This is a genomic window from Streptomyces sp. NPDC053560 (genome assembly GCF_044544605.1).
Classification (GTDB): Bacteria; Actinomycetota; Actinomycetes; order Streptomycetales; family Streptomycetaceae; genus Streptomyces.
Genome location: NZ_JBITXI010000011.1, coordinates 126,390 through 140,482, shown reverse-complemented (window position 1 = coordinate 140,482; position 14,093 = coordinate 126,390). Strand labels below are relative to the sequence as shown.

General features: G+C 74.7%; 9 protein-coding genes and 1 riboswitch. Of the genes, 5 read left to right on the top strand and 4 right to left on the bottom strand.

The features are described 5' to 3' along the window. Positions 1 to 25 precede the first annotated feature (25 nt). Positions 26 to 3,718: a cobaltochelatase subunit CobN gene (gene cobN, locus ACIGQF_RS26295; protein ID WP_399714736.1), complete on the bottom strand. Its 3,693-nt coding sequence runs from the start codon at positions 3,716 to 3,718 to the stop codon at positions 26 to 28. An 89-nt stretch (positions 3,719 to 3,807) separates the two neighbouring features. Continuing rightward, positions 3,808 to 3,883, bottom strand: a riboswitch (cobalamin riboswitch). Between the two features lie 103 nt (positions 3,884 to 3,986). Between cobN and cobG the strand changes: the two genes are divergently transcribed. The 3 genes from cobG (at position 3,987) to ACIGQF_RS26280 (ending at position 7,791) form a co-directional block, all read left to right on the top strand. Beyond that, on the top strand, positions 3,987 to 5,525 hold the full coding sequence (cobG, locus tag ACIGQF_RS26290; RefSeq protein ID WP_399714734.1) for a precorrin-3B synthase: 1,539 nt from the start codon (positions 3,987 to 3,989) through the stop codon (positions 5,523 to 5,525). Positions 5,526 to 5,599: 74 nt separating this feature from the next. Continuing rightward, the gene (locus ACIGQF_RS26285) at positions 5,600 to 6,247 is read left to right on the top strand and encodes a precorrin-8X methylmutase (protein WP_361552860.1); all 648 of its coding nucleotides are present in this window, start codon (positions 5,600 to 5,602) and stop codon (positions 6,245 to 6,247) included. Next, positions 6,244 to 7,791, top strand: a complete 1,548-nt coding sequence (locus ACIGQF_RS26280) for a precorrin-2 C(20)-methyltransferase (RefSeq protein ID WP_399714731.1) — start codon at positions 6,244 to 6,246, stop codon at positions 7,789 to 7,791. The genes ACIGQF_RS26285 and ACIGQF_RS26280 overlap by 4 nt, the downstream gene beginning before the upstream one ends. Before the next feature lie 76 nt (positions 7,792 to 7,867). Here the strand turns inward: ACIGQF_RS26280 and ACIGQF_RS26275 are convergent, their stop codons facing one another. Further along, positions 7,868 to 8,647, bottom strand: coding sequence for a cobalt-precorrin-6A reductase (locus ACIGQF_RS26275; RefSeq protein ID WP_399714729.1), 780 nt, complete (start codon positions 8,645 to 8,647; stop codon positions 7,868 to 7,870). Between the two features lie 11 nt (positions 8,648 to 8,658). Here ACIGQF_RS26275 and ACIGQF_RS26270 point away from each other — a divergent pair, with 11 nt between their 5' ends. Continuing rightward, positions 8,659 to 9,843 (top strand): cobalt-precorrin-5B (C(1))-methyltransferase, encoded by a 1,185-nt coding sequence (locus ACIGQF_RS26270; RefSeq protein WP_399714726.1) that lies wholly within the window; start codon positions 8,659 to 8,661, stop codon positions 9,841 to 9,843. Between the two features lie 67 nt (positions 9,844 to 9,910). Here the strand turns inward: ACIGQF_RS26270 and cobM are convergent, their stop codons facing one another. Together cobM and cbiE are read right to left on the bottom strand one after the other, a co-directional pair. Beyond that, on the bottom strand, positions 9,911 to 10,660 hold the full coding sequence (cobM, locus tag ACIGQF_RS26265; RefSeq protein ID WP_399714723.1) for a precorrin-4 C(11)-methyltransferase: 750 nt from the start codon (positions 10,658 to 10,660) through the stop codon (positions 9,911 to 9,913). Beyond that, positions 10,657 to 12,051, bottom strand: coding sequence for a precorrin-6y C5,15-methyltransferase (decarboxylating) subunit CbiE (gene cbiE, locus ACIGQF_RS26260; RefSeq protein ID WP_399714721.1), 1,395 nt, complete (start codon positions 12,049 to 12,051; stop codon positions 10,657 to 10,659). The genes cobM and cbiE overlap by 4 nt, the downstream gene beginning before the upstream one ends. A 192-nt stretch (positions 12,052 to 12,243) precedes the next feature. Between cbiE and ACIGQF_RS26255 the strand changes: the two genes are divergently transcribed. Continuing rightward, positions 12,244 to 14,046, top strand: a complete 1,803-nt coding sequence (locus ACIGQF_RS26255) for a S9 family peptidase (RefSeq protein WP_399714719.1) — start codon at positions 12,244 to 12,246, stop codon at positions 14,044 to 14,046. Positions 14,047 to 14,093 lie beyond the last annotated feature (47 nt).

Below are 14,093 nucleotides of genomic sequence, written 5' to 3'. Positions count from 1 at the left end.
GGAGCCGTCGGGCCTCAGGCGGCGCTCAGTCCTCGCCCTCCAGGTCGCCCTCGGTCTCCAGGAAGATCTCGCGGAGCGCTTCGAGGGCCGCGGGGTCGGGCTTGGCCCACATACCGCGGGACTCGGCCTCCAAGAGGCGCTCGGCGATGCCGTGCAGGGCCCAGGGGTTGGCCTCCTGGAGGAACGCGCGGTTCTCCGGGTCCAGGACGTAGGTCTCGGTGAGCTTGTCGTACATCCAGTCGGCGACCACGCCGGTGGTGGCGTCGTACCCGAAGAGGTAGTCGACCGTCGCGGCGAGCTCGAAGGCGCCCTTGTAGCCGTGGCGGCGCATGGCCTCGATCCACTTGGGGTTCACGACCCGCGCCCTGAAGACGCGCGAGGTCTCCTCCACGAGGGTGCGCGTGCGGATCGTCTCCGGGCGGGTGGAGTCGCCGATGTACGCCTCGGGGGCTGTGCCCCGCAGCGCACGTACGGTGGCCACCATGCCGCCGTGGTACTGGAAGTAGTCGTCCGAGTCCGCGATGTCGTGCTCGCGGGTGTCGGTGTTCTTCGCGGCGACGGCGATGCGCTTGTACGCCGTCTCCATCTCCTCGCGGGCCGAACAGCCGTCGAGACCGCGGCCGTACGCGTAACCGCCCCAGACCGTGTAGACCTCGGCGAGGTCGGCGTCGGTGCGCCAGTCGCGGGAGTCGATCAGCTGGAGCAGGCCCGCGCCGTAGGTCCCCGGGCGGGAGCCGAAGATGCGGGTGGTGGCGCGGCGTTCGTCGCCGTGCTCGGCGAGGTCGGCCTGCGCGTGCGCCCGTACGAAGTTCTGCTCGGCGGGCTCGTCGAGGCCCGCGACCAGGCGGACCGCGTCGTCCAGCAGACCGATGGTGTGCGGGAAGGCGTCCCGGAAGAAGCCGGAGATGCGGAGCGTGACGTCGATGCGGGGGCGGCCCAGCTCTTCCGGAGCAACGGGTTCAAGTCCCGTTACCCGGCGGGAGGCGTCGTCCCACACGGGGCGGACGCCGAGCAGCGCGAGGGCCTCGGCGACGTCGTCACCGGCGGTGCGCATCGCGCTCGTGCCCCACAGGGACAGGCCGACGGAAGTGGGCCAGTCGCCGTTGTCGCTCTTGTACCGCTCCAGGAGGGAGTCGGCGAGCGCCTGTCCGGTCTCCCACGCGAGGCGGGACGGGACAGCCTTCGGGTCGACGGAGTAGAAGTTGCGGCCGGTCGGCAGGACGTTGACCAGGCCGCGGAGGGGCGATCCCGAGGGGCCGGCCGGTACGAAGCCGCCCTTCAGGGCGTGCACGACGTGGTCCAGTTCGGCCGTCGTGCCGGCCAGGCGCGGCACGACCTCGCGGGCGGCGAAGTCGAGGATGTCCGCGACCTGCTGCGAGTGGCCCTCGGCGACGGACGCCACGGCCTCGGGGGCCCAGTCCGCGTCCTCCATCGCCTGGACCAGCGCGCGGGCCTGCTCCTCGGCGGCGTCGGCGGTGGTGCGGGTCGCCGCGGACTCGTCCAGGCCGAGCGCCTCGCGCAGGCCGGGCAGCGCTGACGTACCGCCCCAGATCTGCCGGGCGCGGAGGATCGCGAGGACCAGGTCGACGCGCGGGGCGCCGGTCGGCGCGCCGCCGAGTACGTGCAGGCCGTCGCGGATCTGCGCGTCCTTGACCTCGCACAGCCAGCCGTCGACGTGCAGCAGGAAGTCGTCGAAGCCGTCGTCGTCCGGGCGGTCCTCCATGCCCAGGTCGTGGTCGAGCTTGGCGGCCTGGATGAGCGTCCAGATCTGCGCGCGGATCGCGGGCAGCTTGGCCGGGTCCATGGAGGAGATCTGCGCGTACTCGTCGAGCAGCTGCTCCAGGCGCGCGATGTCGCCGTAGGAGTCGGCGCGGGCCATCGGCGGGACGAGGTGGTCGACGAGGGTGGCGTGCACGCGGCGCTTGGCCTGGGTGCCCTCGCCCGGGTCGTTGACCAGGAACGGGTAGATCAGCGGCAGGTCGCCGAGCGCGGCGTCCGGGCCGCAGGCGGCGGAGAGGCCGGCGTTCTTGCCGGGCAGCCACTCCAGGTTGCCGTGCTTGCCCAGGTGGATCATCGCGTCGGCGCCGAACCCGCCGTCGGACTGCGCGGCGGCGATCCAGCGGTAAGCGGCCAAGTAGTGGTGCGAGGGCGGCAGATCGGGGTCGTGGTAGATCGCGATCGGGTTCTCGCCGAAGCCGCGCGGCGGCTGGATGAGGATGAGCAGGTTGCCGCGGCGCAGGGCCGCCAGCACGATGTCGCCCTCGGGGTTGCGGCTGCGGTCCAGGAACATCTCGCCGGGGGCCGGGCCCCAGTGCTCCTCGACCGCGGTGCGCAGCTCCTCCGGCAGCGTGGCGTACCAGCGCTTGTAGTCGGCCGCCGGGATGCGGACGGGGTTGCGGGCCAGCTGCTCCTCGGTGAGCCAGTCCTGGTCGTGGCCGCCGGCCTCGATGAGCGCACGGATCAGCTCGTCGCCGTCGCCGGAGACCAGGCCCGGGATCTCCTCCTCGGGCCCGAAGTCGTAGCCCTCGGCGCGGAGGCGGCGCAGCAGCTCGACGGCGGAGGCCGGAGTGTCCAGGCCCACCGCGTTGCCGATGCGGGAGTGCTTGGTCGGGTACGCGGAGAGCACCAGCGCGACGCGCTTGTCGGCGGGCTCGATGTGGCGCAGCCGGGCGTGGCGTACGGCGGTGCCGGCGACCCGTGCGGCGCGCTCGGGGTCGGCTACGTACGCCGGGAGGCCGTCCTTGTCGATCTCCTTGAAGGAGAACGGGACGGTGATCAGGCGGCCGTCGAACTCGGGCACGGCGATCTGGCTGGCCGCGTCCAGCGGCGAGACGCCCTCGTCGTTCTCCTCCCAATCGGCGCGCGAGGAGGTCAGGCAGAGCGCCTGGAGGACCGGTACGTCGAGGCCGGTGAGGGCGCCCGCGTCCCAGGACTCGTCGTCGCCGCCGGCCGAGGCGGTGGCGGGCTTGGTGCCGCCCGCCGCCAGCACGGTGGTGATGATCACGTCGGCGGCGCGCAGCTCGTCGATCAGCTCCGGCTCGGGCGCGCGCAGCGAGGCGACGTACCGCGGCATCGGGCGGCCGCCGGCGTCCTCGACGGCGCCGCACAGGGCGTCCACGAAGGCGGTGTTGCCGCTCATGTGGTGGGCGCGGTAGTAGAGCACCGCGACCGTGGGGGCGTCCGGGGCGAGGTCCGTACGGGCGGTCCGCTCCAGCGGGCCCCAGGAGGGCGCGGCGGCCGGGGGCTCGAAGCCGTGGCCGGTGAGCAGCACGGTGTCGGAGAGAAAGCGGGCCAGCTGCTCCAGGTTGGCCGGGCCGCCGTGCGCGAGGTAGGCGTGCGCCTCGGCGGCGATGCCGACCGGAACGGTCGAGGCGGCCATCAGCTGGGCGTCGGGGGCCTGTTCACCGGTCAGCACGACGACCGGGCGGCCATCGGCGAGCAGCTGGTCCAGGCCCTCCTGCCAGGCGCGGATGCCGCCGAGGAGGCGTACGACGACCAGGTCGCAGCCGTCCAGCAGGGCGGGCAGCTCTTCGAGGTCCAGCCGGGAGGGGTTGGCGAAGCGGTAGCCGACCGGGCCGCCGGCCGCGCGGGCGCTGAGCAGATCGGTGTCGGAGGTCGACAGGAGCAGGATCTGACGGGGAGCGTTCTCCCCGGACTGCGGGTCCTCGGACTGGAGGTTCCCCGGCTGCGGGGTGGACTCACCGGACGTGGGCAGCATGCGGCGTCGGGCCTTCCTCGGGGTCCGCGCCCCGGGCGGTGTCGGAATGGATCTCCCCTGCTCCGGCAGGGCCGAGAGCGGGGGAAAGGGAGTTCCTGACTCACCCGGCCGCAGGGGCCGGGCTCACAGTGGCGGGACCGCGCCGGATTCGCACCGGGCTTCCTCCCCTGTCGCCGTCGCCGGCGATGGTGACGGACCGGGTGGTCCGCCGTGGTCATAGTAAGGGTCACCTCCCCGGCGCGGGGCGGACGGCCGGGAGAGGATCGGTATGCTCGCCGCCATGCCCACGGCGACCAACCCACCACCCCGGGACGAACCCCCCATACCGGTTCGCCTCGACGCCTGCCCGGGCACTTTGCGGCTGCACAACGCGGACGACGGTGCGCTGGCCCGCGTCCGGGTGCCCGGCGGCGTACTGACCGCCGCTCAGGCGGGCGCGCTGGCCGATGCGGCGCTCCGGCTCGGGGACGGTTCGCTGCATCTCACCTCGCGCGGGAATGTGCAATTGCGCGGCCTGGACGGCGAATGCGGCGCGGCCCTCGCGGGCCTGCTCGACGCGGCCGGACTGCTGCCGTCGTACCGGCACGAACGGGTACGGAACATCGTCGCCTCGCCGCTGTCCGGGCTGGACGGCGCCGGCCACGCGGAGGTACGCGACTGGCTGCGCGGCCTCGACGGGCTGCTGTGCGCGAGCGACGCCGCGACGGCGCTCTCGGGCCGCTTCCTGTTCGCGCTGGACGACGGGCGCGGGGACGTGGCGGCGCTGGGCGCGGATGTGACATTGATCGCCCTCGGCGACGGGGCCGCCCTGCTGCACATCGGTGCGGCGGACGGTGCTGCTGACGGCGCTGCGGACGCTGCTCTTCGGGTGCGCGCCGCCGACGGCCCCCGGGCCGCGCTGACGGCCGCCGAGGTCTTCCTGGACGCGGCGGCGGAGAGCCGGTCGAACACGGCGGCGGAGAGCGGGTCCAACACGGCGGAGAGCCGGCCCCGCACCTGGCGGGTGCGCGATCTGCCGGACGGCGCGGACGCGTTGGTACGCGAGACGGCCCGGCGGCTGGACGCGGCGGGCAGCCCCTGCACGGATACGGATGCGGATACCGCCACGGCTACGGATACGGAGCGGACCTCGCCGCCTACGGGAGCTGCGCCGCCCGCCCCCGGCATCGTCGAGGGCCCCGGCGGCCTTCGGGCGCTGTCCGTCCTCGCCCCTCTGGGGACGCTGACCGCCGCGCAGTGGAGGCTGCTGACCGACGTGGCCCGTAAGGACGGCGCCGGCGAGCTGCGGCTCACCCCGTGGCGCGGCGTGGTCGTCCCCGGGCTGTGCCAGGAGTCGGCCGACGCCCGGCTGCGGGAGCTGGCCGCGGCCGGCCTGATCACCGACCCGGCCTCCCCCTGGCACGGCGTGGGCGCCTGCATCGGCCGTCCCGGCTGCGCCAAGTCGCTGGCCGACGTACGGGCGGACGCGGCCAGCGCCCTCGGCACGGGCGGCGGGCTGCCGGTGTACTGGTCGGGCTGCGCGCGCCGCTGCGGCCACCCGCAGGGCGACTGGGTGGACGTGGTCGCCACCCCCGAGGGCTACGAGGTCGACGGGTACCGGGTCACGGAGCGCGGCGATCGCCTGCGTACTGTCGTGACCGACACCGCAGACATGAACGGGTCTTCAGATGTATCTGGTGTGAGCGAGTCCGCGGGCGTGCACACGTCACCGGACTCCTGTGGGCCCGCGGACGGACGGACGTCAGCGGACCTTGCCGTCGCCGTGGCGGCAGCACGTACGAGCGCAGCGGCACCGGCCACCACGTGACCACCGCGGTCCCCGGCCACCACGTGACCACTGCGGTCCCCGACCACCGCAACCACCGCGACCACAGCGACGAGATGAGCGAGAGCAGAGTGTTCGACTACGAGAAGGACGGGGCGGAGATCTACCGCCAGTCCTTTGCCACCATCCGCGCGGAGGCGGACCTCGCGGGGCTGCCCGCGGACGTCGCCCAGGTCGCGGTCCGGATGATCCACGCCTGCGGGATGACCGACCTCGTCCGCGACCTCGCCTTCAGCCCGGAGGTGATCGGCCGGGCCCGCGCCGCGCTGGAGTCGGGCGCGCCGGTGCTGTGCGACGCGCAGATGGTCGCGAGCGGCGTCACCCGCAAGCGGCTGCCCGCGGACAACGACGTGGTGTGCACCCTGTCGGAGCCGGGCGTACCGGAGCTGGCCGCGAAGCTCGACACCACGCGCAGCGCCGCCGCGCTGGAACTGTGGCGCGACCGGGGCCTGCTGGAGGGCTCGGTGGTGGCCGTGGGCAACGCACCGACCGCCCTGTTCCGCCTGCTGGAGATGGTCGCGGAGGGCGCGCCGCGCCCGGCGGCCGTGCTCGGCATACCGGTGGGCTTCATCGGTGCGGCCGAGTCGAAGGACGCCCTGGCGGCCAACGCGCTGGGCCTGGACTACCTGGTGGTGCGGGGCCGGCGCGGCGGCAGCGCGATGGCCGCGGCCGCCGTCAACGCGATTGCGAGCACCGCGGAATGAGCACCACCACGCAGAGCGGCGCCGCCGAGGGCGCAGGCGGCCCCGAGAAGGCCGGGAACACCGGGAAGCTGTACGGGGTCGGGCTGGGGCCCGGCGACCCGTCCCTGCTGACCCTGCGGGCCGTCGAGGCCATCGGCGAGGCGGACGTCGTCGCGTACCACAGCGCCCGGCACGGCCGGTCCCGCGCCCGGGCGATCGCCGAGCGGTATTTGCGGCCCGACCACATCGAGGAGTTGCTGCGGTACCCGGTCACGGTCGAGACGACGGACCACCCCGGCGGCTACCGGGGCGCGCTCAACGACTTCTACGAGGAGGCCTCGGCCCGGCTGGCGGCGCACCTCGAAGCGGGCCGCACGGTCGCCGTCCTCGCCGAGGGCGACCCGCTCTTCTACGGCTCGTACCAGCACATGCACAAGCGGCTCGCGCACCGCTTCCCCACCGAGGTCGTCCCCGGGATCACCTCGGTCAGCGCCTCTGCCGCCCGGCTGGGCGTCCCGCTCGTCGAGGCCGAGGAAACCCTGACGATCGTGCCCGGCACGCTGCCGGAGGACGAGCTGACGGCCCGGCTCGCCGCCGCCGACTCGGCGGTCGTGATGAAGCTCGGCCGTACGTTCCCGACCGTGCGCCGCGCCCTGGAGCGCGCGGGCCGGCTGGCGGACGCGCGGTACGTGGAGCGGGCCTACATGGAGGGCGAGCGCACGGCGGCGCTGGCGGACGTGGACCCGGAGTCGGTGCCGTACTTCTCGGTGGCCGTACTGCCGTCCCGAGTGGACAGCGGGCCCGCGGCCCCGGGGCGCGGCGAGGTGACCGTCGTCGGTACCGGGCCCGCCGGGGCACCCTGGCTGACGCCCGAGTCGCGCGGCGCCCTGGACAACGCCACCGACCTGGTCGGCTACACGACGTACCTGGACCGGGTGCCGGTACGGGCCGGGCAGCTGCGGCACGGGTCGGACAACAAGGTCGAGTCCGAGCGCGCCGAGTTCGCCCTGGACCTGGCGCGCCGCGGGCGGCGGGTGGCGGTCGTCTCCGGCGGCGATCCCGGCGTCTTCGCGATGGCCACGGCCGTGCTGGAGGCGGCCGCGCAGCCGGAGTACGCGGAGGTGCCCGTACGGGTGCTGCCGGGCGTGACGGCGGCGAACGCGGCAGCGGCCCGCGCGGGCGCCCCGCTCGGCCACGACTACGCCACGATCTCGCTGTCCGACCGGCTCAAGCCCTGGGAGGTCATCGCCGAGCGGCTGCGCGCCGCGGCCGCGGCCGACCTGGTGCTGGCGCTCTACAACCCCGGTTCGCGCAGCCGTACCTGGCAGGTAGGCAAGGCCCGCGAGCTGCTCCTCGAACACCGCGCGCCGGACACCCCGGTGGTGCTCGGCCGCGACATCGGCGGCCCCGAGGAGAGCGTCCGCATCGTACGGCTGGCCGACCTGGACCCGTCCGAGGTCGACATGCGCACCCTGCTGATCGTCGGCTCCTCCCAGACGCAGACGGTACGGCGCGGCAGCGGCGAACAGATCGTCTGGACGCCGCGGCGGTATCCGGAGGACTGATGCCGCGGCGGTACCCGGAGGGAGGCTGACGGGGGCGTGACTCCCGGGCGCGCCTCTGGGGGCACACCTCCCGAGGTCACGCCTCCGTACGGAGGGCCTCGCCCAGGTGATCCGCCAGCCAGCGGACGGCCTGTTCGGGGCCGTCCGCGACGGGGACGCCGGCCGGGGCCGCCGGGCGGCGGACGAGGACCACCGGGACGCCGGCCTCACGGGCGGCGGTGAGCTTCGGGGCGGTGGCCGCTCCCCCGCTGTCCTTCGTGACCACGACGTCGATCCGGTGCTCGCGCAGCAGCGCCCGCTCTCCGTCCAGGGTGAACGGGCCGCGGTCGAGCAGCACCTCCATGTGCGGCGGGCACGGCCCTTCGGGTGCGTCCACGGACCGCATGAGGAACCACAGGTCCGTCAGGTCCGCGAAGGCGGACAGGCCCATCCGGCCGGTGGTGAGGAAGACCCGGCGGCCCAGCTCCGGGAGGAGCGCGGCGGCCTCCTGCAGGGAGCCGGCCGGGTGCCAGTCGTCGCACGCGCCGGGGACCCAGCCGGGCCGGCGCAGCGCCAGCAGGGGAACATGGGCCATGCCCGCGGCCGTCGCCGCGTTGAAACTGATCTTTCCGGCGAAAGGATGGGTGGCGTCGATGAGCACGTCCACCTGGTGCGCGCGCAGCCACTGGGCCAGCCCCTGGGCGCCGCCGAAGCCGCCGATGCGTACCTCGCCCGGCGGCAGCACGGGACGGGCGACGCGGCCCGCGAGCGAGGTCGTCACGCGTACACCGCCGGCGAGCGGGCCGTCGGCCAGCGCCGTGGCGAGGCGGCGGGCCTCCGTGGTCCCGCCGAGGATCAGTACGTGCGTGGCGTGCATCGGGTCCTTCCATGACTGAGGCGAGCGGCGGGCGCAGCGCCCAACTCAAGCACACCGGTCTGCGGCCCGGCTGGACGACCGGTGCCTGTGCCACCGCTGCGGCCACCGCCGCCTACACCGCGCTGCTGACCGGCGACTTCCCCGACCCGGTGACGATCGCCCTGCCCAAGGGGCAGACCCCGGCATTCGCGCTCGCGGTCGAGGAGCTGTCCGAGGGCGGGACCGGGGCCGAAGCCGAGAACCGGGCCGGGGCCGAGGGTGGCCCTGGGGAGCCCGCCGGGAGGCGCGCGACGGCGGGTGTGGTCAAGGACGCGGGGGACGACCCGGACGTCACGCACGGCGCGCTCGTCCGCGTCACCGTGCGAGCCCTGCCGCCCGGCTCCGGGGTGGTCTTCAAGGCCGGCCCCGGGGTGGGGACGGTGACCCGCCCGGGCCTCCCCCTCGATGTCGGCGAGCCGGCCATCAACCCGGTACCGCGCCGGCTGATGCGGGACCATCTGGCGCAGGTCGCCGCGCGCCACGGGGGAGGCGCGGCGGACGTCGAGCTGACCGTCTCGGTGGACCACGGCGAGGAGATCGCCCGCTCCACGTGGAACCCGCGGCTCGGCATCCTGGGCGGGCTGTCGATCCTCGGGACGACCGGCGTCGTCGTGCCGTACTCGTGCTCGGCATGGATCGACTCCATCCGGCGCGGCGTGGACGTGGCCCGCGCGGCCGGGCGTACGCACGTGGCCGGCTGCACGGGCTCGACGTCCGAGAAGACGGTGGTGGCCGAGTACGGGCTGCCCGAGGACGCGCTGCTGGACATGGGCGACTTCGCGGGCGCGGTGCTGAAGTACATCCGCCGCCACCCCGTGGACCGGCTGACGGTCTGCGGGGGCTTCGCCAAGCTCTCCAAGCTGGCCGCCGGCCACCTGGACCTGCACTCCGCCCGCTCCCAGGTCGACAAGGGCTTCCTCGCCGGCCTGGCACGCCGCGGCGGCGCGGACGAGGCGCTGGCGGCCGAGGTGGCGGAGGCCAACACCGGGCTCGCGGCACTTCAGCTGTGCACGGCGGCCGGGGTCCCGCTGGGCGACCTCGTGGCGGCCACCGCCCGGGACCAGGCCCTTGAGGTGTTGCGCGGCGCCCCCGTGACCGTCGACGTCATCTGCATCGACCGCGCGGGCAACGTGGTGGGGCGCAGCAGCCCCCGCTGACCCACCGCCGCGGCGCCGGCCGACCGCACGAAGCGACGCTCCGTCTCCTGTCTCCCCGTGCCCCGCCTCAGCACACGTGGCGGTCGCGCTCCGCCGAGTACAGGTGGCTGTCGCGGAACTGCTCGGCGGCCAGCGTGCGGCCCACGATGATGACCGCCGTGCGGACGATCCCGGCCGCCTTCACCTGGTCCGCGATGTCCTCCAGGGTGCCGCGCAGCACGACCTCGTCGGGCCGGCTGGCCATCGCGACGACCGCGGCCGGGCAGTCGGCCCCGTAGTGCGGCAGCAGTTCCGCCACGACGCGGTCCGCGTACCGGGCGGCCAGATGCAGCACCAGAAGGGCGCCGCTGCGTCCGAGGGTGGCCAGGTCCTCGCCCTCGGGCATCGCGGTGGCCTGCTGCGCGATACGGGTGAGGATCACCGTCTGGCCGACCGTCGGCACGGTCAGCTCCCGCTTGAGCGCGGCGGCGGCCGCCGCGAACGCCGGGACGCCGGGCACCATCTCGTACGGCACGCCCGCCGCGTCCAGCCGCCGCATCTGCTCGGCGACCGCGGAGAACACCGACGGGTCGCCGGAGTGCAGCCGGGCCACGTCGTGCCCGGCCTCGTGCGCGCGCAGCACCTCGGCGATGATCTCGTCCAGGTTCAGCTGCGCGGTGTCCACCAGACGCGCGTCCGGCGGGCACTCGGCGAGCAGTTCACGGGGCACGAGGCTGCCCGCGTACAGGCAGACCCGGCAGTCGGCGAGCGTACGGGCACCGCGCACCGTGATCAGGTCGGCCGCGCCGGGGCCCGCGCCGATGAAGTACACGGTCATCTGTCGTCTCCTGGAAGTGCTTCGTAGTCGTCGTCACCTTCGGGCCCGTGACCGGGCCCGGCCGCCGCGGGGGCGTCGAACGTCCCTCCCCGGATGCCGTCGAAGGCCCCTGGGTCGGTCCCGTCTCCCGACCGGCCGGGGCCCTTGCGTACGGCCCACTGCGTGACCGGCATCGCCTGCCGCCAGCCGGTGAACCCGCCCACCGGTACGGCGTGCGAGACGGCCAGCCGTACCAGCTCGCCGCCGTGCCTCCGGTACCAGTCCGCGAGCAGCGCCTCGGACTCCAGCGTCACGGTGTTGGCGACCAGCCGGCCGCCGGGCGGCAGCGCGGCCCAGCAGGCCGCGAGCAGGCCCGGGGTGGTCAGGCCGCCGCCGATGAAGACCGCGTCCGGGGAGCGAAGTTCGGCCAGCGCCTCGGGGGCCGGGCCGGTGACGACCCGAAGGGCCGGTACGCCGAGCCGGTCGGCGTTGCGCCCGATGCGCTCGGCCCGTACGGGGTCGCGCTCGACGCAGACGGCGCGGCACGAACGGTGGGTCCGCATCCACTCGATGGCGATGGAGCCCGAGCCGCCGCCGATGTCCCACAGCAGCTCGCCCGGCTCCGGAGCGAGCGCGCCCAGCGTGGCCGCCCGCACATGACGCTTCGTCAGCTGCCCGTCGTGCTCGTACGCGGCGTCGGGCAGTCCGGGCACGGCGCCCAGCGGCAGCGCGTCCGGTGACCGGTGGCACTCCAAGGCGATGACGTTCAGCGCGTCCCCGGGCGGGTGCGGCCAGTCCTCGGCGGTACCGGTCAGGACGCGCTCCCCCTCGCCCCCGAGCTGTTCGAGCACCCGCATCCGCGTCGGCCCGAAGCCCTGTTCACCCAGCAGCCGGGCGACCTCGGCCGGCGTGCCCGGGCCCGCGCTGAGGACCAGCAGCCGACGCCCCTGGTGCAGGGCGGCGGACAGCTGAGCGGGCGGCCGGCCGACGAGCGTGACGACCTCGGTCTCCTCCACCGGCCAGCCCAGCCGGGCACAGGCGTAGGAGACGGAGGAGGGGTGCGGCAGGATGCGCAGCGCGTCGGTGCCGACCGCCCCGTCGCCGAGCACCTCGGTGAGCGTCCGCCCGATGCCGTAGAACATCGGGTCGCCGCTGGCCAGCACGGCGACCTTGCGGCCGGCGTGCGCCGCCAGCAGTGCGGGCACCGCGGGCCGCAGCGGGGACGGCCAGGGCACCCGGCGCCCCGTGCACTCCGCCGGCAGCAGGTCCAGCTGGCGTGGGCCGCCGATGAGGACGTCCGCGTCCCGCAGCACGTACTGCGACGTGGCCGGGATGCCCGCCCACCCGTCGGCTCCGATCCCGACGACGGTCACGGCCGGTGGCGTGGGGGGTGGGGACGTGGCGGGGGTCACAGCCGGCTACCTCGGAGTTCGAGCGGATTCGGAGCCGCACTCTACTGGCCGCACACGGCGGGCCGCTGGCCGCCTCCCGGCCCCCTGCCCCGGCCCGGCTCGACCAACCCCTGACATGCTCCCGCCGAGAGTTTTCCACAGGCGAACGGACGGCCCGACGAGATCTCCCACGCCGGGCGCAGAATGGGTCCCATGACTGACGAGACCACTGCCACCACCGAGTCCATGCCGGACTGGGAGAAGCGCTTCCGGGCCCCCCGCGTCGGGCTGCCCGAGTGGGCGGAGGACGCCCCCGAGCGCTCCCTGTTCGTGTCGAACGCCACCGGCACCTTCGAGCTGTACGCGTGGGACCGGGCCGACGGTGCGCAGCGCCAGGTCACGGACCGGCCGAACGGCACGACGGACGGGACGCTCACCCCCGACGGCGAGTGGATCTGGTGGTTCTCCGACACCGACGGCGACGAGTTCGGCGTCTGGATGCGCCAGCCGTTCGGCGGCGGCGAGGACGAGCCGGCCGCGCCCGGCCTCGCCCCCTCCTACCCGGGCGGACTCGCCCTCGGCCGCGACGGCTCGGCCGTCATCGGCTGCTCCACCGACGAGGAGGGCTCGACCGTCCACGTCGTCCGGCCCGGCCAGGACCCGGTGGAGATCTACCGCCACCGCGAGTCGGCCGGTGTCGGCGCCCTCTCCCACGACGGCTCCCTGATCGCCATCGAGCACACCGAGCACGGTGACGCGATGCACTCCGCGATCCGCGTCGTCCGCGCCGACGGCTCCACCGTCGCCGAGCTGGACGACACCAAGGGCGGCACCGAGGAACTGGGCCTGTCCGTGATGGGCTTCGCGCCGGTCGACGGCGACACCCGGCTGTTGGTGGGCCACCAGCGCCGCGGCCGCTGGGAGCCGATGATCTGGGATCCGCTGACCGGCGAGGAGACCGCCCTCGCCATCGACCTGCCCGGCGACGTCGGCGCCGACTGGTACCCCGACGGTTCGGCCCTGCTGGTGGAGCACGAGTTCCAGGCCCGCGGCGAGCTGTGGCGGTACGCCCCCGCCGACGGCGAGCTGACCCGCGTCGAGACCCCGACGGGCACGGTCTCGGGCGCCACCGCCCGGCCCGACGGCACCGTGGAGTTCCTCTGGTCCTCCGCCGCCCAGCCCCCGGAGGTCCGCTCCACGAGCGGCGCGGTCGTCCTCGACCCGCCCGGCATGAAGGCCCCGGGCTCCGTCCCGGTGACGGACACCTGGGTCGAGGGCCCCGGCGGCCGCATCCACGCCCTGGTCCAGACGCCCGCCGGAGACGGTCCCTTCCCCACCGTCTTCGACATCCACGGCGGCCCGACCTGGCACGACAGCGACGCCTTCGCCTCGGCGCCGGCCGCCTGGGTGGACCACGGCTTCGCCGTCGTACGGGTCAACTACCGCGGCTCGACGGGATACGGCCGCGAGTGGACGGACGCGCTCAAGCACCGCGTCGGCCTGATCGAGCTGGAGGACATCGCCGCCGTCCGCGACTGGGCGGTGGAATCCGGCCTCGCCGACCCGGCCAGGCTCGTCCTCTCCGGCGGCTCCTGGGGCGGTTACCTGACCCTCCTCGGCCTCGGCACCCAGCCCGAGTCCTGGGCCCTCGGCCTGGCCGCCGTCCCCGTCGCGGACTACGTCACGGCGTACCACGACGAGATGGAGGCCCTGAAGGCGATGGACCGCACGCTCCTCGGCGGCACGCCGGAGGAGGTGCCCGAGCGTTTCAAGGCGTCCTCCCCGCTGACGTACGTGGACGCCGTCCGCGCCCCGGTGTACATCTCCGCCGGGGTCAACGACCCGCGCTGCCCCATCCGCCAGGTGGAGAACTACGTCGACCGCCTCAAGGCCCGCGCCCACCCGCACGAGGTCTACCGCTACGACGCGGGCCACGGCTCCCTCGTAGTGGAGGAACGCATCAAGCAGCTCCGCCTGGAACTCGACTTCGCCCGCCGCCACCTGGAGGTCGGCTGACCCACACCTGAGTCCTGAGTAACGAAGAGCCCGCTCGCCCCGCGGCC

Excerpts from the sequence above, each read along its gene's own strand:
- cobN (WP_399714736.1), bottom strand. The coding sequence starts at position 3,718 with ATGCTGCCCACGTCCGGTGAGTCCACCCCGCAGCCGGGGAACCTCCAG.
- cobG (WP_399714734.1), top strand. The coding sequence starts at position 3,987 with ATGCTCGCCGCCATGCCCACGGCGACCAACCCACCACCCCGGGACGAA.
- ACIGQF_RS26285 (WP_361552860.1), top strand. The coding sequence starts at position 5,600 with ATGAGCGAGAGCAGAGTGTTCGACTACGAGAAGGACGGGGCGGAGATC.
- ACIGQF_RS26280 (WP_399714731.1), top strand. The coding sequence starts at position 6,244 with ATGAGCACCACCACGCAGAGCGGCGCCGCCGAGGGCGCAGGCGGCCCC.
- ACIGQF_RS26275 (WP_399714729.1), bottom strand. The coding sequence starts at position 8,647 with ATGCACGCCACGCACGTACTGATCCTCGGCGGGACCACGGAGGCCCGC.
- ACIGQF_RS26270 (WP_399714726.1), top strand. The coding sequence starts at position 8,659 with ATGACTGAGGCGAGCGGCGGGCGCAGCGCCCAACTCAAGCACACCGGT.
- cobM (WP_399714723.1), bottom strand. The coding sequence starts at position 10,660 with ATGACCGTGTACTTCATCGGCGCGGGCCCCGGCGCGGCCGACCTGATC.
- ACIGQF_RS26255 (WP_399714719.1), top strand. The coding sequence starts at position 12,244 with ATGACTGACGAGACCACTGCCACCACCGAGTCCATGCCGGACTGGGAG.